24 protein-coding genes and 3 tRNA genes are annotated in these 25,782 nt (G+C 29.1%); 10 read left to right on the top strand and 17 right to left on the bottom strand.

The annotated features are described in order from the left end of the window. Positions 1–44 precede the first annotated feature (44 nt). Positions 45–1,241 carry a glycosyltransferase gene (locus AQ1685_RS13825; protein ID WP_095073089.1) on the top strand — a complete coding sequence of 399 codons (1,197 nt, stop codon included), beginning with the start codon at positions 45–47 and terminating at the stop codon, positions 1,239–1,241. 2 nt (positions 1,242–1,243) lie between these two features. Here the strand turns inward: AQ1685_RS13825 and AQ1685_RS13820 are convergent, their stop codons facing one another. From AQ1685_RS13820 to AQ1685_RS13810, 3 genes are all read right to left on the bottom strand, one after another. After that, complete coding sequence (locus tag AQ1685_RS13820) at positions 1,244–2,785, bottom strand: cellulase family glycosylhydrolase (protein WP_095073087.1); 1,542 nt, start codon at positions 2,783–2,785, stop codon at positions 1,244–1,246. Between the two features lies 1 nt (position 2,786). After that, a complete protein-coding gene (locus AQ1685_RS13815; RefSeq protein ID WP_095073085.1) occupies positions 2,787–3,935 on the bottom strand; it encodes a hypothetical protein in 1,149 nt (382 codons plus the stop codon). Positions 3,936–4,006: 71 nt separating this feature from the next. After that, entirely contained in the window at positions 4,007–7,099 is a 3,093-nt protein-coding gene (locus AQ1685_RS13810; protein WP_095073083.1) for a hypothetical protein, read from the bottom strand. Positions 7,100–7,276: 177 nt separating this feature from the next. Between AQ1685_RS13810 and AQ1685_RS13805 the strand changes: the two genes are divergently transcribed. Both AQ1685_RS13805 and AQ1685_RS13800 read left to right on the top strand, forming a co-directional pair. Then, the gene (locus AQ1685_RS13805) at positions 7,277–8,416 is read left to right on the top strand and encodes a response regulator (RefSeq protein WP_095073081.1); all 1,140 of its coding nucleotides are present in this window, start codon (positions 7,277–7,279) and stop codon (positions 8,414–8,416) included. A gap of 113 nt (positions 8,417–8,529) precedes the next feature. Further along, complete coding sequence (locus AQ1685_RS13800; protein WP_095073078.1) at positions 8,530–9,669, top strand: response regulator; 1,140 nt, start codon at positions 8,530–8,532, stop codon at positions 9,667–9,669. A 40-nt stretch (positions 9,670–9,709) separates the two neighbouring features. On the opposite strand, the gene AQ1685_RS13795 is transcribed toward AQ1685_RS13800, so the two are convergent. The 3 genes from AQ1685_RS13795 to AQ1685_RS13785 all read right to left on the bottom strand — a co-directional run bounded on the left by AQ1685_RS13795 (position 9,710) and on the right by AQ1685_RS13785 (position 11,471). Further along, positions 9,710–10,135, bottom strand: coding sequence for a DUF2147 domain-containing protein (locus AQ1685_RS13795; protein ID WP_095073076.1), 426 nt, complete (start codon positions 10,133–10,135; stop codon positions 9,710–9,712). Between the two features lie 72 nt (positions 10,136–10,207). Continuing rightward, complete coding sequence (locus tag AQ1685_RS13790; protein WP_095073074.1) at positions 10,208–10,735, bottom strand: KdsC family phosphatase; 528 nt, start codon at positions 10,733–10,735, stop codon at positions 10,208–10,210. Next, a complete protein-coding gene (locus tag AQ1685_RS13785) occupies positions 10,728–11,471 on the bottom strand; it encodes a Rossmann-like and DUF2520 domain-containing protein (protein ID WP_095073072.1) in 744 nt (247 codons plus the stop codon). Before AQ1685_RS13785 ends, AQ1685_RS13790 begins: the two co-directional genes overlap by 8 nt. Before the next feature lie 71 nt (positions 11,472–11,542). Here AQ1685_RS13785 and AQ1685_RS13780 point away from each other — a divergent pair, with 71 nt between their 5' ends. The 3 genes from AQ1685_RS13780 to AQ1685_RS13770 all read left to right on the top strand — a co-directional run bounded on the left by AQ1685_RS13780 (position 11,543) and on the right by AQ1685_RS13770 (position 13,545). Beyond that, on the top strand, positions 11,543–12,700 hold the full coding sequence (locus AQ1685_RS13780) for a trans-sulfuration enzyme family protein (RefSeq protein WP_095073070.1): 1,158 nt from the start codon (positions 11,543–11,545) through the stop codon (positions 12,698–12,700). Beyond that, positions 12,700–13,416, top strand: a complete 717-nt coding sequence (bshB1, locus tag AQ1685_RS13775; protein ID WP_095073068.1) for a bacillithiol biosynthesis deacetylase BshB1 — start codon at positions 12,700–12,702, stop codon at positions 13,414–13,416. The genes AQ1685_RS13780 and bshB1 overlap by 1 nt, the downstream gene beginning before the upstream one ends. A 53-nt stretch (positions 13,417–13,469) precedes the next feature. Next, positions 13,470–13,545: transfer RNA gene (locus AQ1685_RS13770), tRNA-His, on the top strand. Positions 13,546–13,706: 161 nt separating this feature from the next. Here the strand turns inward: AQ1685_RS13770 and AQ1685_RS13765 are convergent. Beyond that, complete coding sequence (locus AQ1685_RS13765; protein WP_095073066.1) at positions 13,707–14,612, bottom strand: lysophospholipid acyltransferase family protein; 906 nt, start codon at positions 14,610–14,612, stop codon at positions 13,707–13,709. Positions 14,613–14,700: 88 nt separating this feature from the next. On the opposite strand from AQ1685_RS13765, the gene AQ1685_RS13760 reads away from it, so the two are divergent. Then, the gene (locus AQ1685_RS13760; protein WP_173862363.1) at positions 14,701–15,348 is read left to right on the top strand and encodes a rhomboid family intramembrane serine protease; all 648 of its coding nucleotides are present in this window, start codon (positions 14,701–14,703) and stop codon (positions 15,346–15,348) included. Between the two features lie 11 nt (positions 15,349–15,359). Next, positions 15,360–17,831, top strand: a complete 2,472-nt coding sequence (locus tag AQ1685_RS13755) for an O-antigen ligase family protein (protein WP_095073065.1) — start codon at positions 15,360–15,362, stop codon at positions 17,829–17,831. A gap of 38 nt (positions 17,832–17,869) precedes the next feature. Here AQ1685_RS13755 and AQ1685_RS13750 read toward each other — a convergent pair. From AQ1685_RS13750 to AQ1685_RS13740, 3 genes are all read right to left on the bottom strand, one after another. Beyond that, positions 17,870–17,942: transfer RNA gene (locus tag AQ1685_RS13750), tRNA-Gly, on the bottom strand. A 148-nt stretch (positions 17,943–18,090) separates the two neighbouring features. Then, positions 18,091–18,163: transfer RNA gene (locus AQ1685_RS13745), tRNA-Gly, on the bottom strand. A gap of 65 nt (positions 18,164–18,228) precedes the next feature. Then, positions 18,229–18,675, bottom strand: coding sequence for a GNAT family N-acetyltransferase (locus tag AQ1685_RS13740; protein ID WP_095073064.1), 447 nt, complete (start codon positions 18,673–18,675; stop codon positions 18,229–18,231). A gap of 16 nt (positions 18,676–18,691) precedes the next feature. Here AQ1685_RS13740 and AQ1685_RS13735 point away from each other — a divergent pair, with 16 nt between their 5' ends. Both AQ1685_RS13735 and AQ1685_RS13730 read left to right on the top strand, forming a co-directional pair. Beyond that, entirely contained in the window at positions 18,692–19,126 is a 435-nt protein-coding gene (locus tag AQ1685_RS13735) for a GNAT family N-acetyltransferase (protein WP_157730228.1), read from the top strand. Next, the gene (locus AQ1685_RS13730) at positions 19,123–20,016 is read left to right on the top strand and encodes an MBL fold metallo-hydrolase (protein WP_095073062.1); all 894 of its coding nucleotides are present in this window, start codon (positions 19,123–19,125) and stop codon (positions 20,014–20,016) included. The genes AQ1685_RS13735 and AQ1685_RS13730 overlap by 4 nt, the downstream gene beginning before the upstream one ends. Positions 20,017–20,076: 60 nt before the next feature. Here AQ1685_RS13730 and AQ1685_RS13725 read toward each other — a convergent pair whose 3' ends face one another. The 7 genes from AQ1685_RS13725 to AQ1685_RS13695 are packed head-to-tail and all read right to left on the bottom strand — an operon-like array spanning position 20,077 to position 25,689. Further along, positions 20,077–20,898, bottom strand: coding sequence for a hypothetical protein (locus AQ1685_RS13725; protein WP_095073059.1), 822 nt, complete (start codon positions 20,896–20,898; stop codon positions 20,077–20,079). Next, positions 20,898–21,518, bottom strand: coding sequence for a hypothetical protein (locus tag AQ1685_RS13720; RefSeq protein ID WP_095073057.1), 621 nt, complete (start codon positions 21,516–21,518; stop codon positions 20,898–20,900). Before AQ1685_RS13720 ends, AQ1685_RS13725 begins: the two co-directional genes overlap by 1 nt. After that, positions 21,515–22,618, bottom strand: a complete 1,104-nt coding sequence (locus AQ1685_RS13715) for a glycosyltransferase family 4 protein (protein ID WP_095073055.1) — start codon at positions 22,616–22,618, stop codon at positions 21,515–21,517. The genes AQ1685_RS13720 and AQ1685_RS13715 overlap by 4 nt, the downstream gene beginning before the upstream one ends. Further along, positions 22,618–23,031 (bottom strand): hypothetical protein, encoded by a 414-nt coding sequence (locus tag AQ1685_RS13710; protein ID WP_095073054.1) that lies wholly within the window; start codon positions 23,029–23,031, stop codon positions 22,618–22,620. Before AQ1685_RS13710 ends, AQ1685_RS13715 begins: the two co-directional genes overlap by 1 nt. A gap of 2 nt (positions 23,032–23,033) precedes the next feature. Continuing rightward, entirely contained in the window at positions 23,034–23,969 is a 936-nt protein-coding gene (locus AQ1685_RS13705) for a hypothetical protein (RefSeq protein WP_095073052.1), read from the bottom strand. Then, positions 23,962–25,122 (bottom strand): glycosyltransferase family 4 protein, encoded by a 1,161-nt coding sequence (locus AQ1685_RS13700; protein WP_095073050.1) that lies wholly within the window; start codon positions 25,120–25,122, stop codon positions 23,962–23,964. The genes AQ1685_RS13705 and AQ1685_RS13700 overlap by 8 nt, the downstream gene beginning before the upstream one ends. Positions 25,123–25,134: 12 nt before the next feature. Further along, positions 25,135–25,689: a LemA family protein gene (locus AQ1685_RS13695; RefSeq protein WP_095073048.1), complete on the bottom strand. Its 555-nt coding sequence runs from the start codon at positions 25,687–25,689 to the stop codon at positions 25,135–25,137. Positions 25,690–25,782 lie beyond the last annotated feature (93 nt).

Below are 25,782 nucleotides of genomic sequence, written 5' to 3'. Positions count from 1 at the left end.
AGATTAAGGTAGATATTTATTAGTACTCTAAATAATTTAATCATATGAAATTAGCTATAGTTACTGCATTTCCTCCAAGTAAGGTTACATTAAATGAATATGGATATCATTTAGTTAAACAATTTCGACTAAACGATAGAGTAGAAGAATTGATTTTATTAACTGATGAAGCTGTAAAAGATGAACATTTACTTTTTGAAGAAGAAGGTTGTAAAGTGATTATAAAAAACTGTTGGAAGTTTAACAGTTATAAAAATTTAATCACAGTAAACAAGGCTTTGAATGAAACAAAACCAGATGCCGTTTTGTATAATTTACAATTTTTAAAATTTGGAGATAAAAAAGTTCCGGCTGCTTTAGGTTTAATGATGCCTTACTTAAGTAAGTTAAAAAGAATTCCAACTATTGTGTTGTTGCATAATATTTTAGAACAGGTGGATTTAAATAGCGCCGGATTTACAAAAAATAAATTATTGCAAAAAACTTACGGGTTAATAGGAACTGTATTAACACGATTTTTATTGAAGGCTGATTATGTAGCATTAACCATTCAAAAATTTGTGAATACTCTTAAAGATAAATACAAAACAGATAAAGCTGTATTAATACCTCATGGAACTTTTGAAATGCCTCCTGAGCCAGATTATTCCTTACCTGAAGGTCCAAAAAAAGTTATGGCCTTTGGTAAATTTGGAACATATAAAAGAGTAGAAGTGATGATAGAAGCTGTTGAAAGAGTTAGAGAGTTAACTAATGAGAGTTTAGAAATTGTTGTTGCTGGAACTGATAGCCCTAACACGCCTGGTTATATAGAAGAAATGAAACAAAAATACGCTCATGTATCAGGTTTACATTTTACAGGTTATGTTGCAGAAGAGGATGTTCCTGTTATTTTTGGTGAAAGCACAGTTGTTGTTTTTCCGTATACTTCAACTACTGGTAGTTCAGGAGTTTTGCATCAGGCTGGAAGTTATGGTAAAGCTGTGATTATGCCTAACTTGGGTGATTTAACAGATTTAATTCAAGATGAAGGCTACAGAGGAGAGTTTTTTGAACCAAATCATGTAGAGTCTTTAGCAACAGCAATAAAAAATGTAGTAACTAACGATGTTTATCGTTTAGAATTGGCAAGAGCAAATTATAAAGCTGCAGCATCCCTTCCTATGTCTGAAGTAGCAGATATGTATTTAAATTATTTTGATAAACTTTTAGTTAAAAAAGGAGTTGTAAAAACAGCATAAACTTACTCAGGAGCAATAAATTTATAAGAAGGTTTTTGTTTCCCATTTTTATCGATAAAACCAAAGTGTTTTTGTTTGTTTCTTTTCCAAGGAAGTTTTCCAGCAACAGCGGTTGGAATTTTAGAAAAGTCATATAATGTCCAAGCCATATGTGAAACATTATACTTTCTAAAATGTTCTTGCATTTTTTTATGATATGTTGCTTGTGATTTTTTTGAATCACCAGTAAATAAATTCCAAATACTTTTATAGGAAGGCACACCAAATTCTTCAACTAGAATAGGTTTTTTAGTAGCTTTCTTTAAAGAAGAGAAATCATTTTCAAAGTTGTCATTAAAATGATGGAAAGAAACAAAATCTACAATATTTGTTAGTTTTTTTGCAGCTTCAAAATTAGACCATCCAATAGTTATTAAGTGATTTTTATCGTGTTTTTTTATTTCTTTAGCTATGTATTCCAACCATTTTAATACATTCTTTTCACCACGATTTTTAAAATCTAAGTCGGGTTCATTTTTAATATCCCATGCTATAATTGTTTCGTTATTTTTAAAAGCAGTTACAATTGCTTCTGCGTGTCGGTGCGTTAAAGTCCAATCTTGCACTGAGTAATCACCATAAAAGTCAAACAGAGTAACAATTACCTTTAAGTCGTTATTTTTAGCAATACGAATAGTTTCTTTTAATTTTTTGATTTTCTCGAGCTTTATATTTGCTTTTCCAAAATCCTCATATTGAATAAAAATTCGAATAGTATTTAATTTGAGACTACGAATTAACTTAAAATCCTTTTCAATAATATCAGTGTCAAATTTATTTCCAAACATATCCCATGGAGTATCTTGAGGGTAATAATTTATGCCTTTAATTTTATAAGGAATATTGTTTAAAAAAATAGAATCATTTCTAGTTGTAGCGTATTTTGAAGTCTCTTTTTCGATTTTTTTTGCAGGGTTTCTTTGTTTTACAAAATGTCTAATTCTCCAAAATCCATCTTCAAGCAACATCATGATTTTATATGTTGAAGCTAGTTCAGTTTCAAAAAGAAATTTTCCATCTTTATGTATTCTCTGATATTCTACAACATTTTCATCAGTAAAAGTTACTAATTGTCCATCTGCACTGTAAAAATTAAGTTTTGGTTCATGCTGAAGTGTAGTAGTTTCAACTTGTACCTTGTTTAATTTGTTATAATTAATTGTATTGATCAGTTTTTTTTGAACACTATCTGTATAGTAATCTTTAATTCCGTACGGATTATTTTCTCGATATGCTATATTTTTAATATGCCACGCATTTAAATAATCTTTTTGTATTTCTTTCAACGTTTGTTCTTCCATAGGTCTACCAGGATTATCTATAGAGCTCCAAGTAACTTTGGGTAAATACACATCATTACTTTCTACAGATAAATGTAAAATAGAAGCTCTGTCTGCACCAGTATTTAAAAAATTAAAAATGATACTTATTCCGTATAAACAGATAGAACAAAGAGAAACAAAAAGGAAAACAAGTAGTGTTTTGTGTCTTTTTTTAGTAGTCATATTAATTTTTTAATGCTTTAATGAAGTTTTTGGTAATTCCGCCTGTTTCTATTTTTAATCCGTAAGAATTTTCAATATAAAAATCTGGATGTAAGTAAAACTTGGCATATCCTTTTCTTGTTGGCACTTCTTTAATTTCTAGTAAGGTATCTTTTTGGTAAATATTCAATTTAGTAACAAAACCGTCTGGTATCAACTGATTCATAAAACTTTTTATAGGGCCAACAGTAATTTCTCTATTATCTTCTGAAAACTTAACTTGAAAATCAGTAAAAAGTTCTTTGAATTTAATGTTAAGTGTATCGCTTTCAGCTATACCATCAACATAAGCAAATGTTTTCCAAGACTCTTTTCTGTCTGGGTGTAACATTTTTCCAGTTGCGACACCGGCGATGGTATTTCCATAAGAAGTGAGTAAATCACCAGAAATATTTTTAGTAACAAAAACAACATGAGTTCCATCGCTAACAATATTGCCATAAGAATCTTTTATTACTGATGTTTTAAAACTCGCGATTTGATTTCCATCTGCATAGTCATGATATCTAGATGATGTGATTTTAAATCTTACAGCATTGTTAGGGTACACTTCAGTTGTAATTTCTTTTGAAGAAACGCCATTACATTCTGAATTAACCAAAAACCGTCCAGATTTTTCATAAGAAAAAATAGTTTTCCAAGCAGTTAAATTTTTAATCTTTTCATTTGAAGAAACAATTTTAGAGTCGAATTGATAATTTATCAAAACATTAGTATCATCTAACAAGGGGTTGTCATATTCGTCTGTTGGGCAAACTGTAAGCATAAAGTAATCTTCACCGCCAGCTACAATACTAGGTGGTCCTGCATACGATTCCATAATTGTTTTTTCTTTAGAAGGCAAGACTGTAATATTTCCTGTCAGTAAAGTTTTATTTTGATGTATTACATTCCAAACTATATCGCCTCGTTTGTTTGTTAAATGTTTAGGTAAGTCAAACTGATATATTTTATCTACGCGTTTAGGTGTTAAAATTACTGTTGAATATGAGCTTGTACAAAAAAGTTGAATATTATCATCACTAGCAGAAAACTCTAATTTTACAGATTCGCCAGCTAAAACTGTTGTTTTTTTACTTAAAAATGATACTGTCTTATCTTTTTTTTGCACTAGTATTCTAAAAGAGAAAAACACAATAATTAGTGAAATTTGAAAAATTATATGTAGTGATCGATACTTCATTAATTAGGATTTCCAATATAATTATCAGTTTCAATTTTAATAAAATTAAAGCCTTTTCCCTCAGCTTTAATAAGATTATTTTTTAAGTGATACGTAAAACGCCCAGGAACCATTTTTTCAGAAATAGCTTCATTTGGTAATCCATTAACAAAACAAAAATCTAGTTTGTCGTAAATTATTTTAACACTATCTAGAACAGGTGGTTTAAAACTAAAATTTTGTCTTCTTTGTTGACGAACACTTTCTTTTAAAAAGTTATGATCTACCCAGATTAGTTCTTTGTCAGCATTGTAATACGATAATAAAAGTTGTGTTATTGTAGCTTCTTGAGTGCCTGTGTTAAATAAGTTACCTGAAATTTCTTTAGAAGTTACATGTATTGCATTTAAGCTTACTTTTTTATATAAATCAGTTTTAGCAACATTACCTTCACAATGCAAGTTAAAAAGAGTTGGTTGTTCTTCAAATTCTGTAGGAGTAAACTCATCTGGATTAAAAATTTTAGGAATAGAGTCTTTTGTTTTAGACCAAGCAATACCTTCAAAATCAATTCTGAAATTTGAAGCTTCCTTAGGCATCAATTTATGTTTTATATGATGTTTAGCATTAAATTGAGCTAATAATTTATTATCATCATTATATAAAGTAGCTTTTATGACAACATCAGCTGGAACATTATCAACATTTTGAATGGTACCTATAATAGCATAACTTTTATCTTTCTTAACTAATTTAGCTTGAAGAACTTCTAAAACCGGTTGTTTTAAAACATCTTCATGTAATGTTTGTTGTGTTGTAACTCTTCTTCTTCCATGATTAAAATAAGAAGTTTTATTAGTAACCATAAGTTGATCTGGCGGAAGGTCGGTATTCGGTTTTGGAATTTGGATATACCATTTACCTTTTCGTTTGATAATTTCAAAATTGTATGATTTGTCAATTTTTTCAAGAGGAGTGACCCATTTTGTTTCAACAAATGCCTTAGCTTGTTTTTTTGTTTGATCTTTAATAGTAATGTTTATAGCATTTAGCTTTGCATAAGAACTCAACAAGCCGTCATTAACTGCGATTTCTAACATATATTGATCGAGTTTTATTTTACTCTCAGGATCAACAAAAGAATGTGCTTGTTGGAAACGCTTAAAATCTAAAGCATCAAAGTATGCTTTAATCACACTTTTAGGAGAATTTTGAGTTTTATTATCTACATAAAAATGATACATACCATAACTCACGATTAAGAAGACCAAAATTCCCCAAACAATAGAAACTTTTAAAACTGATTTTGAAAATTTAGTATAATTAATTTTAAACTTTAAATAATCAGACAATTCTTCCTTTCTAATTTTTAATATTCTAATTGCTATAGACTGAACATTAATTAATAGTAAAGTTAAAATAACAGTTGAAAACGGAATGATTCCCCACATAATTTTCATGAATTTGGGTACATCTTCCTTAGGTAAAATAGTGGATAGAGGAGGAACACCTAAACGTTCCCAGACCATAATACCATTTTCTAATTGTCGTAATCTTTGCCAACCAGCAAAATAAAGTATAGGATCATAAAATTTATCATTTGAAAAAATATATTTTAAGTTATACTTTTCAGGAACAGTTAAAAATTGTTGCAATGATCCTAGTCCTTCAATTCCTCTAAATTTTGAGTTTTCTAAACGTTCAACAGCTCTTGTAGTTAATTCAGGTAATCTTCTAGCAGAGTGATAATTTCCATCTACACTCATCGCTTTAGTTTGTGCACCAAGCCAAGCAATTTGATCACCAAATCCTAAAGTTAAATATCTCCAATGATCATGTTGATCCTGATTCAAAAAATTTAATATAGGAAGCATTTTTATTTTTTGAGGTTGCAAAGGTCTAAAGTAACCTAAGCTTACTGTAAAAATAGACATGAATAAAAACGCAGAAGCAAGTACTCCGCCAATAATTCTATGGTTAACTGCTCCAAAGGTTTTTTGGTATAATTCCTTTAAATCTGTTTCAATGAATCGATAAGCAAACTCACCAAAAATAGGGATAGACATAATAGAAGCCCATAGCGTAAACCTATCTAAAGTTAAAATGTTAAAAGCGTTATCACCCAATAACATCTTTGGAATAGGAGTTGTTCCTCCAGTACCTAAAATAGTTAACATTGTAATGGATAAACCAAAAAAGATATATCGTTTGTGATAATATCTATAAAAAATATAAGGAAATAAGAAAAGTAAAATTCCCCAAGGTATTAAGAAGAAGACCAATCCAGAAGAGGTGACTTCTAAAAAATTATCTCTAGAACCATGCGGTATTGGAACTTGTGTAATCGGATTTTTCTTAGTGTTAATCCAATAAGGAAGAATACAAACGATAATTAAAAATAAAGAGGTAAATCCGAAAAGTATCATTCTTTTAAATAACTTAAGGAATACCTTTATAAATAGTTTTACATTTACTTGTTTTAAAGTTCCAGCTTCTTCCTTAGCGTAATCCATTATTACAGTTCCTATAAGAGGAAAAATAAAAAATACCATTCCAAAAATTGGTGTCACGTGATGTGATGTAACAGTAACAGATATTAAAGCAATAGATTTAAAGAAGTATTTATAATTTCCAGTCTTTAACCACAAATACACTTCGGGTAAGGCATGCATTAAAACAGATATTCCAACAATACTGGGTAATTGGCCAAAAACATGTAAGGTTTCAGCAAAAGAGGATGAAAAAACAGCAAGTAAAGCTGCATAACCAGCAGCTTTTCTGTTTCCTGTAATTAAAAGTGAAAAGCGATAAGCACCAGTAATAAATAAAAGTATAGCTATTATAGCAACTGTAAATAACCCAAACTTTAATCCACCTACCATAGAGAAAAGTCCGACTGCTTGATGAACAAGAGGAGGATATCCCATAACAGTGAAACCGGTATACCAACTATAACTCCAAGGGTCGAACCAACTATTAGCATAATGGTTAGCAAAAAACAAATGGATTAAAGCATCATATGTATATTCTAATGTAAAAAATATACAAGTGGTGTGGTATACAATTCCAATTAATAGTGCGGAGATTAAATATTTATTGGTCTTTTTACTCAATAATAGTTTTTTGTTTAAATATACAATAAACCAAACATAGTTTGAAATATCATTCGTCGAATTAAAAAGGTAACTGGTCTAAAAAGGGGTTTAACACTCAGTTATTTATAACTATTATTGTTATATTGTTGTAATTATTCCCAATAGTAATTGTTAATCATAAAAAACAAAAAGAAGATGAAAATTGTAACCATCGACGACCAAACATTAGTGTTACTTTCTGTAGAAAAGAAATTATCAGATTTAGGTTATGAAGTACATACTGCTAAAACCGGTCAAGGAGGTGTCGCATTGATTGATCAAATTAATCCAGACTTGGTTATAGTAGATATTAATCTTAGGCATATGTCTGGTTTAGATATTGCAAAATATGTAAAAGATTCTCCTAACTTAAATAGTAAGGTGATGATTATGTCTGGTGAAACTCAAGAAGAAACTATTATTAAAGGTTTTAATTTAGGTGCTGATGATTTTATGAAAAAGCCAGTTTCACTTAATGAAATTGTTGCCAGAGTTCGAAAACTAATTGGAGAACCTAATGATAAAAAAGAAGCAACTCACGAAAATGATAGTAATGGACTAATACGAGAAAAATGTATTGGAGTGGTTATACCATGTTACAATGAAGAAGATCGTTTGCTTAGTGATGAATTCACAGAGTTTGTTTATGCAAACTTAGGATATCATTTATGTTTTGTAAATGACGGAAGTACAGACAAAACATTAGAAGTTCTTAATAAACTTAGCAAAGGAAGGGAAGATTATATTAGCGTTTATGATTGCCCTAAAAATGGAGGTAAAGCCGAAGCAGTACGTTTAGGAATGCTTCATTTAGCTAAAAACATTGAATTAGACTATATTGGTTTTTTAGATGCTGATTTATCTACAGATTTTAAAGATTTTGATGACTTAGTAAAAACTATTGAAAGTACAAATTATAAAATAGTTAGTGGTTCCAGAATTAGTAGAATGGGAGCCAATATTAACAAACAATCAGCAAGACAGTTAATTAGTTTAACAATAAACTTTATTATTCAGAAGATTCTAGGTATGAAGTTTAAAGATACTCAATGTGGAGCTAAGATTATAGATAAAGATGTAATTCCATTACTATTTGAAAAAAAGTTTATAACGAGATGGCTTTTTGATGTAGAAATGTTTCTTAGATTAAAAAAGAAATACGGAGAAGAAGCAAAACAATTAATTTGTGAACAACCACTAAAAAGATGGGTACATGCTGATGGTTCTAAATTATCTATGAAAGATTCTTTGAAGATAGCCTTCCAATTAACAAAAATAGCAACACACTACAGATAACTTTTTGATTTTTATTTTTTTATACGGATTTATATCGTATATTGATCTCGGAAAGAATTTTTATACACACCGGGGATAGAGAGTGTTAATTTACTAACTCAACACTATCGCGTATGAAAATAGTTACTTTTGATCATAATAAATTGATCTTATTGTCACTTAAAAAAAAGCTGTCTGAAATTGGATATAGCACTAAAATTGCAAGAACTAGTAAACAAGCTATACAATTAATTGAAGAAACTCAACCGGATCTAGTTACTCTAGATATAAGTAGTTCAGACTATTCTGGGATAGATGTTTTAAAATATTTAAAAGAGTCTTCTTCAAATGCTAAAGTAGTTATCATTTCTGAGGATACTGAAGATACAGATATCATAGACTTATTTGATTACGGAATTGATGACTTTATTAAAAAACCTGCCACATTAAGTGAAATAGTACTTAGAATTAACAGGATAGTTGGACTTTGTCCTATTCCTGAAGAATTATTATTAAAAGGTGAATCCCAATTAGTAAGAGAAAAATGTATTGGAGTAGTTATTCCTTGCTATAACGAAGAAAGTAGGCTTTCTGAGTTAGAATTTAGACGATTTGTTAGGACTAATATAGGTTATCATCTATGTTTTGTAAACGACGGAAGTTCAGATGGAACTCTTGAAGAATTACATTCATTAAGCAAAGGAAGAGAAGATTATATTAGTGTTCTTAACTGTGAGCAAAATGGAGGAAAGGCTGAAGCTGTTCGTCTAGGTATGTTACATCTTTCAAAAAATACAGATTTAAAGTTTGATTACATAGGTTTTCTAGATGCTGATTTATCTACAGATCTACATGATTTTGATGATTTGTTTAGAACAATAACAGCTTCGAATTACAAGGTTGTAAGTGGTTCTCGAATAGAGAGAATGGGAGCAAATATAACTAAGCAATCAGCTAGAAAAATTATCAGCCTAACAATTAATTTTGTGATTCAGAAAATTTTAGGAATGAATTTTAAGGATACACAATGTGGAGCTAAAATTTTAGAGAAAGATTTAATACCATTACTATTTGAAAAGAAGTTTATAACAAGATGGCTCTTTGATGTTGAAATGTTTTTAAGACTCAAAAAGAAGTACGGAGAAGAAACAATGCATTTAATTTGTGAACAACCATTAAAAAGGTGGGTTCATATGGATGGTTCAAAATTGTCAATGAGAGATTCATTGAATATAGCCTTCCAATTAACAAGAATAGCAACACATTACAGATAAAAAAAGCTCCAAATTGGAGCTTTTTTTTATTTTACAATCTTTATTTTTTTCTGAACCAATATGCAGTTCTTCCTAATAAAGAAAAACCGATATAACCTCTAATTTTTAGTTTGTCAGCTTCCTCTAGTTTGATAAAACATTTGTATGTTTTTCCATTCTTAGGATCTAAAATTTTTCCACCAGACCACTCATCTCCGTCTTTTTCTAAGCCTGTCAAAATATTCATTCCTAAAATAGGTTGATTTTTATTTTTCCCTTTACATTTATCACAAACAGCAGTTTGTCTTTCAGGATCAGTGATTTCTACAATTTTAGCATAAGCCTTACCATCTTTTTCGTATACCTCAATTACACTATCAACTTTACCAGTTTCTTCATCTCTATTTTCCCATTTACCAAAAATGCCTTGAGCACTAATAGAAGTTGAAATTGCGACTAATAAAAATGTAAATATTACTTTTCTCATATGTATATGTATTTAATTTGTTCTAAAGCAAAAATTATGATTTTACATCATGTTTAAAATAACAAATGTTATTTAATCGTATTTAGCATCGAAATTATCGTGCCATTTTTCTTGAACGCGCATAATTTGTTCAATTACATCTCTAGCGCAGCCTTCACCACCTTTCTTATCTGATATGTAGACTGATATTGCTTGTAGTTCTCTAACAGCATCACTAGGGCAACATGGTATACCAACCTTTTCCATTACAGGTAAATCAGGTATATCATCTCCCATATATAAAACATTTTCTGGTTGTAAGTTATATTTCTGAACCAGTTCATTGTATTGATCAATTTTAGTGTGAGCTCCTAAGTAAATATCTGTAATTCCTAAACCTTCTAAACGAGTTCGTACTCCTTCGTTTTTTCCTCCAGAAATAATACAAACTCTATATCCTGCTTTAACTGCAGCTTTTAGAGCATAACCATCTTTAATATTCATTTGTCGAACTAATTCACCATTGGGAAAAACAGTAACAATACCGTTAGTTAATACACCGTCAACATCAAAGATAAAGGTGTTTACATCATTAAAAAGTTCTTTATAGCTTTTATCCATTTTGGATTGATTTTGTTATTAATTGATAAATTTCTTTCTGATTAGAATTCAATAATTCTAAATGTCTTTCTATAGTTTTTTCGTCTTTTCTTTTTGCAGGTCCAGTTTGTGCAAAGTCTGGTTTAACTTCTTCTACTTTTAAAGCTGTTTCTTTAATTAAAGGAAGTAATACTTCAAAAGGAACATTATATGATTCACAAATATCATTTCCAATTTTGTACATATGGTTGGTGAAATTGTTCACAAATACAGCTGCAACATGTAATTTACTTCTTTGATCAGAACTAATAGCATATACTTTTTCAGAAATAAAAGAAGCTAGTTTTTCTAATAACTTAAAGTCGGTTTCATTTTCTGCTTCAATACATAGTGGAATAGAGGAGAAGTCTACTGTTTTATTTTTTGAAAAACTTTGTAAAGGATAAAAAATTCCTTTTTTTCCACGATTTGCAATAGTATCCATAGGAACACTACCAGAAGTATGTACAATTAGTTTGTGATGAGGTAGTTGAGATGAAACTTCGGCAATAGCGTCATCTGAAACTGCAATAATATAAACATCGGCATCAGTTAACAAAGTAATATTATCAGTAATAGAAACTCGACTTTGAAATTCAATAATTGAATTTATATTTCTTGCGTATAATTGTTTCAATTCAACCTTATTACAATCTAAAAAAGCTTGTGTAAGATGATGACTAACATTTCCTCCCCCTATAATAACTACAGAAATCATAGTAGCGAAGATATTGAAATTATTTGAAGCTATGGAAAGCATTTAGTAATTTAGGAGCTAAATTTTTCAACATGGACTCAAATAAAAAACTAGGGATAAATTCAATTTGTACGCACGTAGGTGAAGTTAAAGATGAACAATTCAAAGGAGCTGTTTCACCAATTTATTTATCATCGTCATATCAATTTTATGATGTAGATATAAAAAGATATCCGAGATATTTCAATACACCAAACCAAGAAGCTTTATGCAAAAAGATAGCTGCATTAGAAAAAACAGAAAATGCTTTAATATTTGGTTCAGGAATGGCAGCAATAAGTACTGCAATGTTTGCTTTTTTACACAAGGGAGATCATGTAGTGTTACAGCAAACTTTGTATGGAGGGACTTATAATTTGGTAGTTGAGGAATTTGATAAGTTTGGAATAGAGTATTCTTTCACAGATAGTTTGAATACAGATGATTTTAAAAAAGAAATTAAATCGAATACAAAAGTTATTTTTATCGAGACTCCTTCGAATCCGTTATTAAAGATTGTAGATTTAAAAGCAGTTGCTGATTTGGCTAAGAAACATAGTATAATCACCATGATAGATAATACATTTGCCTCATCAATTAACCAAACAGCTGTTGATTTTGGAATTGATATTATAGTGCACTCAGCAACGAAATATATGGGTGGTCATTCCGATATTTTAGCAGGAGCGATTGCTGCTTCTAATGAGCACACAGATAAAATTTGGAATGTAGCTAAGAATTTCGGGGGAAGTTTAAGTGATTTTACAGTTTGGATGTTAGAAAGAAGTATGAAAACAATGAGTTTACGTGTAAATCATCAGAATGCTAATGCTATGAAAATGGCCGAGTATTTAGAACAAAATCCAAATGTTGATAATGTATACTATCCAGGTTTGCGATCACATGAAGATTACGAGTTGGCAAAGAGTCAAATGAAAGGATTTGGAGGAATGCTATCTTTCGAATTACAATCAGATTTAGACGCAATGGAGTTTCAACGTAATTTAGAGCTAATAAAACCATCTATGAGTTTAGCAGGAGTAGAAAGCACTGTTTTAAGTCCAACTCAAACTTCTCATGCATTATTAACTCCAGAAGAAAGAGCAAGCCAAGGAATTAAAGATGGATTAATTCGTTTTTCTGTTGGAATAGAAGAAGTGGAAGATTTAATTGCAGATATTGAACAAGCAATAGAAAAGATAAAAAAGTAATGAAACTAGACATATTAGCTTTTGGAGCACATCCAGATGACGTAGAACTAGGTTGTTCAGCAACTATAGCTAAAGAAATTTCTTTAGGAAAAAAAGTAGGAATTGTAGACTTAACAAGAGGGGAACTAGGAACAAGAGGATCTGCTGAATTACGTGATCAAGAAGCGGCTAAAGCTGCAGAGATTTTAGGAGTTTCTATTCGAGAAAATTTAGCATTTGCTGATGGTTTCTTTAAAAATGACAAAGAACACCAGTTAGAGATCATTAAAATGATTCGAAAATATAAACCAGAAATTGTTTTATGTAATGCAATTGATGATCGTCATATAGATCACCCAAAAGGAAGTCAATTGGTTTCTGATGCCTGTTTTTTAAGCGGATTATTAAAAATAGAAACAAAATTGAACGGAGCGCTTCAAGAAAAATGGAGACCAAAACAAGTTTATCATTATATACAATGGAAAAATATTAAGCCAGATTTTGTTGTAGATGTAACCGGATTTATGGATAAGAAAGTAGCTTCTGTATTAGCTTACAGTTCTCAATTTTTTGATCCAAAAAGTAAAGAGCCTGAAACTCCGATTACTAGTAAGAATTTTACTGAGAGTGTTGAGTATCGCGCTAAAGACTTAGGGAGATTGATAGGAGTAGACTATGCAGAAGGATTTACAACAGAAAGGTATGTAGCTGTAGAAAATTTAAGTAAATTAATTTAAAAATATTTTGCCACACTTCAAAAAAGTTATATATTTGCACCCGCTAGTTAAATGGTGATTGTAGCTCAGTTGGTTAGAGCGCTGGATTGTGGTTCCAGAGGTCGCCGGTTCGAACCCGGTCTTTCACCCATAATTCCAAAGTCCAGTAATTTTACTGGGCTTTTTTTATGATTTCTATTATATTTATTTTAGGTACAAAAAAATAATACTAAAAATAGTTCTACATCAAGCTTTGAAATTGAGAATTATAACCTTAATGTAGAGTATTATTTTGATTAAAGATTAAGAATTTATTTTTTATATTTTTCAACCCATTCCTCATATTTATCTTTATGCTTAAAGCGTTTGTGAGTCCATAAATAGTATTCTGGTTGTTCTCTAATAGATTTTTCGTTGATGTTTAAATATTTATCTGTAATTTGATAGTTTTCAAATTCTTTTGGACTATCAGTTATTAATTCAAATGTAGTTTCATAATATCCTCTTTTTATTTTTTTAGTAGTATAGTTTACAATAGCCATATCAAAACGTTTTGACAATACTTCTAATCCAACATGTACAGGAACTTTTACCCCTAAAAAAGTCCTCCAGTAATGTGTATTTTGTATCACAGGAGATTGATCGCTAAGTAAAATGTATGCACCTTGTCTTTTGTTTCTAATGTTTCTAGCTAGTTGAGTGACTGTGCTATGTGTTTTGTATGAAATCATACCAAATCGACCTCTAGAACTTTTTACTAAGTAGTTGTCTAAATATGGGTTTTTAATTGGAGTGTAAGAACCAAAAAGCTGTATGTTAGATACTAATGGAATAGAAACAGACCATTCCCAATTGCTTAAGTGAGCTCCAGATAATATGATACTTTTACCAGTTTTTTCTACTTCATGTAATACTTCCGGATTAGTAAATTTATAACGTTTCTTTACTTCTTTTTCAGAAAGAGAAAAAGATTTAATACTTTCTACTAAAAAATCACAAAAATGGCGTAAATTCTTTTTTCGAAGTGTTTTTAATTCATTATCATTTTTTTCTGGAAAAGCAAGTTTTAAGTTATTGTAAACAACATCTTTCCTGTAACCTACCACATAGTAAACAAGTAAAAATAAAAAATCAGAGAAAGCATATAGCAAACGCATAGGTAGTCTAGAAAAACACCAAATGATAGGGTAAATTAGTATAAATACAACATACTTCATTTCAGAAAAATTTATGCAAATATCGTATTAAAATTATAAAATTAGTTAAATCAAACTTTTCATTAAGTTTGTGGATATATTTCTATTCATGAATAAAATAATTTTAGGTTTAATTTTGGTTAATGTTTTGACTTCAATTAAAGGATTTGATGATGAAGCTTTTTTCAACAAATTTAAGTTTCAGGTAGGGAAAATTTTGCAAGGAGAAAAAATAAGGATGTTTACTTCTGGGTTCTTACATGCAGACTGGGCCCACTTGGGATTTAATATGTACGCACTTTATTTGTTTGGTGGAGGTGTTGCTGTATCTTTTGGAAATATAAATTTTATGTGTATTTATTTAGTAAGTCTTTTATTCGGAGGATTATACTCTTTGTATAGAAATAAAGATAATTACTATTATTCTGCTATTGGTGCTTCAGGAGCAGTATCTGGGGTAATGTTTGCTTCTATTTTACTGTTTCCAAATAAATCATATAGTTTTATTTTTTTTCCATTTTTTAGTTTTCCAGCTTATGCTTTAGGTATTGGATATTTGTTGTATTCTATTTATGGAATGAAAAAACAAATTGGTAATATAGGACATTCAGCACATTTAGGGGGTGCTATTGGTGGATATGCTATAACTCTACTATTAAGACCTAATGTTATTCAAAATAACCCTAAAATGTTATTATTGTTAGGTGGAATAATTTTAGTATTTCTATTATTTGGAAATAAAATTGAGAATTTGTAAAATACAAAGAGATGAAAGATAAATACACTGAAGAAAATATTAAGTTGATCTCAAAAATTATACTAATACTATATTTATTAGTACCGTTGTCTCCATTAGTTGTACCACTAGAATATGAGGCTTTTCAGTGGTTGTGGATTTCAATAGTAAATGTTATAGCTATAATTTTTCTATACTACAAGAGAGATTATTTCAATTTTTTTACATTTTCAAAATCATTTAGAAATTTCCTTGTTTTAAGTGTATCGTTCTTTTTCTTTTCTTGTTTGTCTGTAGTGAAGTCGATATCTATTGTAGATAGTATAGCTAATTTAGGACGGCTAGTAAATATTTTTACAGCAATTTTCTCACTTTTTATAATTGTGAGAACTGATCCTAAAAGTTATTTTGCTCTAGTTTCACAAACAGTAACAATTTTATTAATTTTTTTTAGTTCGAAAACTATTTTTTACTTTTTTGAGCACTTCTCTGACCCTAGAACGATAAAATTATATCAAGGGTTTGCTTTTGTACATAATTTCGGTAATATTAATATATATACAGCTTGGACAGTTATATCTTTACCTTTTGCATACTTTTTGTTTTTGTTTTCAGGAAGAATATGGAAGTATTTAGGAGCTTTTGGTGTGTTTTTAAGTTATTTGGCTCTGTTTTTATCAGGTTCGCGTACGGCTTTGTTATCTCTTTTTCTTATTACTTTAATACTAGTGTTTTTTTCAGTAAAGCAGTATTTTAAGCTAAAACATAAACAATGGGTTATCAATACTTTTATTATCATATTGATTCCAATTTTTTCAATTTTTCTAACATTAAATACAAATAGATTAGATAGTCGTAAGATGAATTCTATTTCTAGCATTACAATGTTTTATCCCGATAATTACAAGAGTGCTGAATTAATACTCAGAAAGAATAAAGAGATAGAAAATCATAATATCGTTTTACCTACAAAAGAAAAAGATGATTTTTTAGTTTCTATTGTTAAAAAGTTTGGAAGTGGGCGTTATGAAATTTGGAGGTCAGCTTTAAATACTTTTATTGAAAATCCTTTTTTAGGAGTAGGTTATGGTAATTATCAAATTTACAGCAAAGGAGATTATACACAAAGAAAAAAGTTTAGAGGGAATTCTACCCCAAGAAGAGTACATAATGACTTTTTAGAGAAATTTGTGGAAACAGGTATACTTGGTGGAACCTTATATTTATTACTGTTCCTATATTTAATTTTCTTATTGTTTAAGCAATTAAAGAAGGAGGATCCAATTAATGTTCCAGTATTATTAATCTTAGTGCTAATTAGTTTAGCTTACTTTCTTGATGCATCACTTAATTTTCCTCTAGAAAGAGCGACTATACAGGTGATATTTATTATACTGGCTGTTTTTATACTAGTACTAACAGATAGAAATAAGGTGCATAAAACTGAGCAAACGCCGTCAAGTGTGTTTCATGTCTTATCTATAGTTTTAATAGGAATGTTATCGTTATTTTCTTTATTCTCTAACTATAAAAATTATCAAACATTCAAGGAGTATGTTTTAATAAAGGCAGATTTAGAAGAGAATAATGTTTTAGGAAGTAAAAAAGCTAAAAAGAAATATGGTGAAATTGAAAATATTTTAGGGGGATACCCTGTTAAGAAAAAATTAGCTAATTTTTATTTATCAACTTATGCCTTTAATGAAGGTAACTATCAAAAGTCTATTGATATTTTAGATCAATTAAAAAATGAAAACATAGACTTTCACAATATAAATAAATTGAAGGCGCAAACGTTCTTGATTGGAATTAAAAACTTAGATAGTGCAAAGTTTTACTCTGAAGATGTTTTTAAAAACTATCCATCTTTCCATGGGAATTATGAAATTTTAAAAAGTATCCATATTGCTAATAAAGATACAGTAAACTTTTTAAATACGATGTGTAAGTATATTTATCACACTACTGGAGATGTAGAAGAATGGGTTAAATATGCAAATATTAAGAATGACAAAGGAAGAAACTTGAATCAAGCAATTCAGGTTTTAGATACTGCCTTAGCTTACAATGAGGATAATATTTACAATAAGTATAAATTAATAGAAGCTAAGAAGAAATTATTAGATTATAATAAAGTAATTGCGCATATTAAAAAAGAGAAGATAAATAAATTATATCAAGATATTGTGAATCTGTATAAAGTGCAAAAATTCAAGGAATCTAAGGTTCTTTTAAATCAATTATTAAAAATTAAATCAGATGACCATTTTGCACTTTTGTATATGGGGATTGTTGAAATGCAATTAAAAAATTATAAAGTGGCTATTAGCTTTTTATCTGAAGTGATAGAAAAAAATGTTTTCAAAGACGGTAAGCCTGAATTTTGTAGAGGATATTGTTATGAACAGATAGGAGAAATAGAAAATTCAAAAAAGGATTATAAAAGTAGCAGGGAAAAGAAATTTCCGCAAGCTTTAAATTTACCAAAATCTAAATATGAATAAAATAAAAAAGACCGAAACTTATGTTTAGGTCTTTTTTGAGCGGGAGACCGGGTTCGAACCGGCGACATTCAGCTTGGAAGGCTGACGCTCTACCAACTGAGCTACTCCCGCATTGGTATTGCGGGTGCAAATATAGAAACCTTTTTCATTTCTGCAAACTTTTTTTTAAAAATCAAAAAGTAACTTGTGTTATGTGTTTAAAAATGAGTGTGTAGTTATAAAATAAAAAAACCGAAACATAAGTTTCGGTCTTTTTTTGAGCGGGAGACCGGGTTCGAACCGGCGACATTCAGCTTGGAAGGCTGACGCTCTACCAACTGAGCTACTCCCGCATTGGTATTGCGGGTGCAAATATATAATCTTTTTAGATTTCTAACAAAGAATTTTAAATAAAAAACTAATAAAATTTTTGATCTTCTCTTAAAATCTTAGCAAAATGAAAAGCATATATATTAAACCCTTCATTATAATAAAATTTATGTGATTTAGTATTAGTACTATACGTGTTTAATTCCATAGCTTCACAGCCTTTAGCTTTGGTGTAATCATATATCCAGTTAAAAAAAAGTTTTCCAACTCCTTTACCTCTGTAGGCTTCAGAAATTATTACATGATCTGGTTCAACGCTTTTCCCTAAATAATGTCTTGTAGAATACCATAGTCCACAAATACCTATTATTTCATTATTATCAAAAACAGCTACGCATTCATAGTTAGGGCAATTTCCCATTTCAACAACTCTTTTTCTTAAAATATCGGTAGGAGTTTTTGAATTAATTTTAGAAAGTAAGGGGAAAATACTTAGTATATTGTCTGTATTAATTTTATCAAAAGAAATATTCATTTTTTATTTTATTGTGATGATTACTGTAAAGAAAATAAAGGCAGAAGATACATACTTCTTACGAAAACAAATTTTAAGAAAAAATATTGATTTACCACACCAGTTTGAAGGAGACTTTTCTGAGGATACATTTCACTTGGGAGTTTTTGAAAATGATGAATTACAAACAATAGGTACCTTTATGAAGGTTGATTTAAAAGAATTAAAAGGTAAACATTATCAATTACGAGGGATGGCGACTTCTGAAAAAGGAAGAGGAAAAGGTTTTGGAAAGTTGTTGCTAAAATTTGCGACTAATCAGTTAGAGGAATTAAAAATCGACTTTTTGTGGTGTAATGCAAGAGAGATAGCTTTAAAATTTTACGAGAAAAATGATTTTAAAATTATGGGAGAAAGATTTACGAATAAAGCAGGGCCTCATTTTAAAATGTATAAATCAATAACTAAATGAAATTAATTAAAGAAGTAAGTTTTTTCTTTTTATTGACAGGTGTTTTTTCAAGTTTTGCTCAGAAAAGAGAGGTTAAAATTGAGCCAATAAAAATAACAGAAAATATATATATGCTTAAAGGACAAGGAGGTAATATCGGTCTTTTTGTTGGTGAAGATGGAGCTTTTATGATTGACGATCAATTTGCTCACTTGACACCTAAAATTTTAAAAGCTATAAGAGATATTACTCCTAAGCAAGTGAAATATTTAATTAATACACATTGGCATGGAGATCACACAGGAGGAAATCAAAATATGAGTAAAGAAGGAGCTGTAATTATTTCTCATAAGAATGTGAGAAAACGAATGGGAATGGAAAGTGTTGTTAGAGGAAAAACTAAACCTCCATCTCCAAAAGAAGCTTTACCTGTAATTACATTTACTGAAGATATGATGGTTCACTTTAATGGAGAGAATGTTTTAATATCTCATGTTCATGAAGCGCATACAGATGGAGATGCACACATCTATTTTACTAAAAGTAATGTGTTACATATGGGAGACACATATTTTCAAGGTAAATACCCTTTTATTGATTTGTCTAGTGGAGGTAGTATTGATGGATACATAGCTTCTGCTGAAAAAGCATTGTTATTGATTGATGATAAAACTATAGTTATCCCAGGTCATAGAGAATTATCAAATAAAAAAGAATTATCAGCTTATAAAGATATGCTAGTCATGCTCAGAGATAGAATAAAAACTAAAATTAAAGAAGGAAAGTCTATTGAAGAAGTAAAAAACGATACCTCCATAACTAAAGAATATGATGATAAGAAGTATGGTGATTGGTTTATAACTAGTGAAGGAATTAGAGAAACAATATATAAGAGTTTAACATCAAATTAATAATTTAAAAGTTCGTTTTTTTGATGAGAAGTAGAGTGTTTTTACACTCTACTTTTTTGTTTACTGATTGGTAATTATATCTTTTCTTTTGAATTGATCATCATATTTCCTTTTAAAAGGGATAATATGTTGTTTTTTTCTGTATTCTTTTGTTTCTATAGTACTATTAAACCCACATCCAGAAAATATTTTCTTAGCACTTTTAAGTAATTTTAAATCTGTTTTCTCTTTTGTAATTAAAGTAGTTTTTTCTTCTAAAAAATGAACTGGGAAATCATTAATATAGGTCTGAATATAAATGTACTCGTTTTTTCGATAAAGTAAAGCTTGCTTGTAAAGTAATAAGACTTCTTCTAATGGAGCAGAATGCAGAATTAAGAAATAAGGTTTTTTAATTTTAATACTTAAAGAGTTATTTTTTTGTGGATAGGGAGTAAGTTGTATTTCTTCTTTATGTTTATAGTTGTACTTTTCTAAAGTGATTCCTTTTTCTAATGTGTAAATAGTGTCAAAACAAATACTATGGCATTTAGAAAAATATTCTTGATTCAAGATTCTAGCCAATAAAACAAATTTTAAACCTTTAGCTTTTTTAAAAAAAGAATTCAACTCACCATAAAAACCAGCAAAAAAAACATCAATAAATACTGTAGTTATAGAATATTTGTCAATACAATTGTTTAGTAATGAGGATATCTTAAGAGAATCTTTAAAAAAATCATTTTCTCTAAAAATGATCGTAGCTGTATCAGGGAAATAATTTTTATAGCTAGAGTTAGTAACTATTACACATTTATCAAAAGCAATATTTTTTGTGTGTATAAAGTTTCTAACTCTAGTTAAATGACCTAAACCAGATCCATAAACATAAAATAAATACATTATAATTTATTAAGTAGCTCTGCCAACAAAAATAATTTATGTTCATCAGGTATTTCGTTTATAGCTAATAAAGCCAACGTATAATTTTCCTGAGTAGAAGATAATTGAAAAGAATCTTTATCATTAACAGATATAGTTGTTCCGTCAATTTTCACTTTATATAATTCTTCTTCATTCTTTTTTACCTTTATCTTGTTTTCATAAGGTTTAATTACAAAAGCATTAGTGTTCTCTTCATTATCAGAAATCTTAATTTTGTCTGGATAAATTTTTACTTTCCACAGTAAATTAGAGTTTTTATCACGAAGTTTCAAGCTTTCCTCTTTGAATTTCACTTCGTATTTCATTTGCCCATTAGTGTAAAACTTATGTTTGTTAGGTTTTGCTTTGTAAGTGAAATTTTTACCATTAGATACTATTTTTATTGGTTGAAGATTAAATCCTCCCAATAAATTACCATTAGCTTTAGTAATAAGTAGATCTAAACTTTGAGTATTGTTTACAGTATCAGAAGTACTCGTTGTGGTTGAGGTATTATTTGTACTTTCTGCTGTTGTTGCATTTTTACAACTTATAAATAAGAGGCTAAAAGCAAATAGTGTTATTAAAATTTTTTTCATGTTTTTAAAATATTTAAATAGGTTGAAATTTCTTTTTCTTCTGTATATGATGTTTTTATTTTATTTAATAAAGAACTGCTAATTTTATCTTTTTCTTCTTCAGTTAAACGATGTACTTTTAGTAATAGATCTAATAAAGTTAAAGGATTTAACGGGTTGTATAAAAAGCCGTCAGAATTGTCAGAAATCACATCTTTAATTCCTCCAATATTAGCACCAATGATTAAATTTTTTGTAGCGCCTGCTTCTAATAAAACATTTGGCATTCCATCGTAAAAAGAAGGAATAGCGATAATATTTACAGCATGATAGAAAAGTAACAGATCATTTTGATTAGCAAATGGATAAAAGTTAACATTTACGTCTAAATTATCTAAGATTTGTTTTGTTTCAGAACTTACATCACCAATCATACAAATTACATATTCATCCTTGTAAGGGAACTTAGAAAAAGTTTCTGTAAAGTTTAAAATTCCTTTTTTCTCTTTCAATTGTCCAACTATTGCTATTGGTGTTTTATCTTGAAAAGACTGTTTAAGTTCTTGGATTTTATCAACATGACTAGAAGATATTTCCCATAAAGAACAATTGATTCCGTTCGGAGTGAAATACGTATTATTGTGTGTAACTAAACTATTAATTTTCTCTTTTTTTTCATTTGTTACTGAGAACACATAGTCAGAATTTTCTAAGGCATACAATAAATTGTCTCTACGTTTAGAAAAAACACCTTCGTCAAAATCATTACCTCTAATAAAAGTAATTAGTTTTTTTGATGTCCATTTAGCCAAAATAGGAGCCAGGTTGATAGGTAAATTACCTCCAAAGGCAGCAATATGTGTTATTTCTTTTAGAAAAGAAAGTTGTAAAATAAATTCAGAAGCTAATGAAAGTGTAAACTCTTCAGAATTTTGAATAGGTATTGCGGTATAAGTACCATTTACCATGCTTTGAGTCACAAATTTTTTCCTTCTATTTGTAAAATGGATAACATGAGTCTCTATAGCGTTATTTCTAAAATTACGAACTAACCTATCACATGAAACAGACATTCCACCTTTACTTGGTGGATAATTCTTTGTAATTATTAATAGTTTCATTAACTGTCAAAATAAGCATCGTCATCATCATGATCGTAGAAGTAAGTTGTATGAGTAGTGTCAAATAAACTTCCATAATCTTCTGCCATAAATAACATGTAAGGATATTCTTTATGAAAACGTTCAATCATTTTCCTTCTCCAAACGGCTCTATCTTTAGAGTATAATTCAATATCATTTGTAAGTCTAGCATCAAGCTCTGTAAAACAACTTATACATAAAAGTCCTTTGCTATCTCTAATTGCATTCGTAGCAAGATTAGTATTCGTATATGTAAAAATTTGTTCGGCTTTAAACGAATGCACACTACATATTTTTTTACCACATTTACTACATTCAGTAGTAGCTTCGTTTTCACATCTTTTAACAACAAATAATCCTGTAAATTCTTCGCAATATTGTTTTGTATCCATAATTAAACTCTTGGAGTTACACAGCTGTAACAAGTATTGATTAGGTTAATAACTTCTAAAGAAAAATAATCAACAGCAAATGTTGTAATACTACTTTCGTTGTAAGGGTTGTATTGATCTGGTCTTTCTTTTTTAGTGTCGAATTTTCTAATAGTTTTAAAAACATAAAAATCATTTTCTTCAACCACTTGAGTGAGTTCAGAAGAAATATTAGGTTTTAAACTATATTTTGATTTCGGTATTTTCATTTTCAAAGCAAACGGATAAACAGATTTAAATTTATATTTAGTTTTCCTTTTTCCACTTACACTACCACGTTTTTTAACAATACGCTCTCTTATTTTTTCAGTAAATTGAAAAGAAATTAATGATCCATCATTAAAGAAACATGAACCCTTACTAATTACGCGTTCATAATAATTCTGTTTTCCAGAAATAAAGCCACGAGTATTACTATCATAAGGTTCTTCATTAACAAAACTTTCTTTTGAGACAGTATTCTTTAAATTAGCTTGAAGAGAAATTTTCGATTGTGGTTGTAAATCTTCTTCAATTAAAGTGAAAAAAGCTGAAAAATAGTCTGCAAAGAAATCAAATCCATCAGCGAATTTATTTTTAAATTTTTTGTTTGTAAAGTAGTTTATTAAAGCTGCTACTATCAGAAAAACAAAAATAAAAGGAAATAAAATGCCTAATGGCAGAAAAATAAAAGGACCTATAAATGCTATGGCAGAAAAAATAAAAAAAGCTACCCAAACTTTTTTCAACTTCTTTTTTTTCTTTGTTTCAGCAATTTCTCTTTGCAAAACGCAAGCTCTAAAAAAACGTATCCACTTTACAGGTGTTTTCTTGGAGTTAAAACCTCTTAATAAATGTGCTCTTTCAATAGGAGCTCCAGTATATTGTTCTACGTCTAAAACATTACCTTGTCTATTCATTTTGTTTGATTAATTCTTTATATATTTTTTCTAGTTTTTTAGTTTGTATATCCCAAAGAAACTCACTTTTTACTTTTGTAAAAGCATTTTTAGCATATTCATTTCCTCTTTCAGGATTATCAAGTATAAAACGTATACATCGTGCTAGATCTTGTTCACGATCAGGCTCAAATAATAAAGCTTCTTCATCAGAAACTAAATCTGTTACCACAGGAAGTTTAGATGCAATTACAGGAGTTTTACAGGCCATTGTTTCTATAATCTTCAAAGGACAGCAACCTTGAACCACATTACGATCACATGCTTTAAGTGGCGCAATTGAAGCTTTTGCAAAATGAACATAATTATAAAGTTCTTCTTTTTTTAATTTAGATTTCAGAATGATCTTATCTGTAATACCAAGTTTTTCTATGAGTTTTTTGAAAGGTTTAAAAGCCTTTTCTTTTACTGATAAACAGATAAGTAATTTTAAATCTTTGAAGTCTTTTAAATACGTAATAGCTTTTAATAATGTATCGATTCCTTGCCAGTTCTGAATTGCACCAAAGTAAATAATATATTCTTTCGGAGCATCTACAGGCCTTTGAAAACGTTCTGGTATGTGCGTACCATTAGGTATTACTTTTATTTTTTCCGTATTGACTTCAAAGTTGTTTTCTAAATATTTTTTAGTCACACCAGAAGGCGTAATTATTACATCAGCTTTCTTTAAACAATTAGTTTCTAAACTTCTTAATTTTTCAAGAAAAGAAGGAGTTAAATTAGGATATCGATATGGTAGTTCTATAGATGTTAAAGCATTTACCTCAAAAATTGTTTTTATTGAAGGTTCTGTTGTTAATCCCATTCCACTCCAAATATCTCTAAAGTGCCCAATTTGTATAGTTTCTTTATGTTTCTGAATATCAATAAAAAGTTGTTTAGAAAATAGAGAAGCTTTTTGTAAATAATTTAGTTTTTCTTCATTAAAATAACGTTTTGAATAAATGTTTCCTTCTACCTGAACTGGAGGAAGTTCATTACTTCCACGTAAACAAAATAACTGCAATTCATCACAATGTTTTGATGATTCTAAAATCATTTCTTTAATATGTGTAGCAGCACCTTTTGAACTAGGAAATACATCATAGGTTGCATAAATATTCCTTTTCATTAGCTACAAATATTAAAATTGAATTTTTACAGCTTTTCGTTCGTTACGATCTTCAATTTCAAAGAATTCTCCTTTTTTGAAAGTAAACATGTTGGCGATAACATTAGAAGGGAAACTTTCTATGGCAATATTATTGTCTTTCACAGTTCCGTTGTAATATCTTCTAGCCATTTCTATATCCTCTTCCAAAGAAGTTAATTCATTTTGTAATTCACTAAAATTCTGATTTGCTTTAAGTTCAGGATAGTTTTCAGCTATAGCAAAAAGGTTCATCATCGAATTTTTTAAAGCATTTTCTGCTTGACCTTGTTCAGAAACAGTCGATGCATTTTGCGCTAAATTTCTAGCTTTTGTAATGTTTTCGAATAATTCTTTTTCATGTTTTGCATATCCCTTTACAGTTTCCATTAAATTAGGAATTAAATCATAACGTTTTTTTAGAAAAACATCAATACTACTCCAACCTTCTTGCATCTCATTTTTCTTTCTAACTAAACTGTTGTAAACAGAAATTCCATAAAATAAAATAAGAACCAAAATGGCTACAATAACTCCAAAAAATATCATAAGTATAGTTTTTAGCTAAAATAAAAGAAAATATGAAACAAAATTCATTAGAAATAATAACCGTGTATATTAATTCGAAAAGTGCTAAGGAAT

The sequence above is a fragment of the Tenacibaculum jejuense genome (genome assembly GCF_900198195.1).
In the GTDB taxonomy this organism is placed as follows: domain Bacteria; phylum Bacteroidota; class Bacteroidia; order Flavobacteriales; family Flavobacteriaceae; genus Polaribacter; species Polaribacter jejuensis.
Note: the sequence above shows the minus strand (reverse complement) of the source record. Positions and strands in the feature narration are given on the sequence as shown.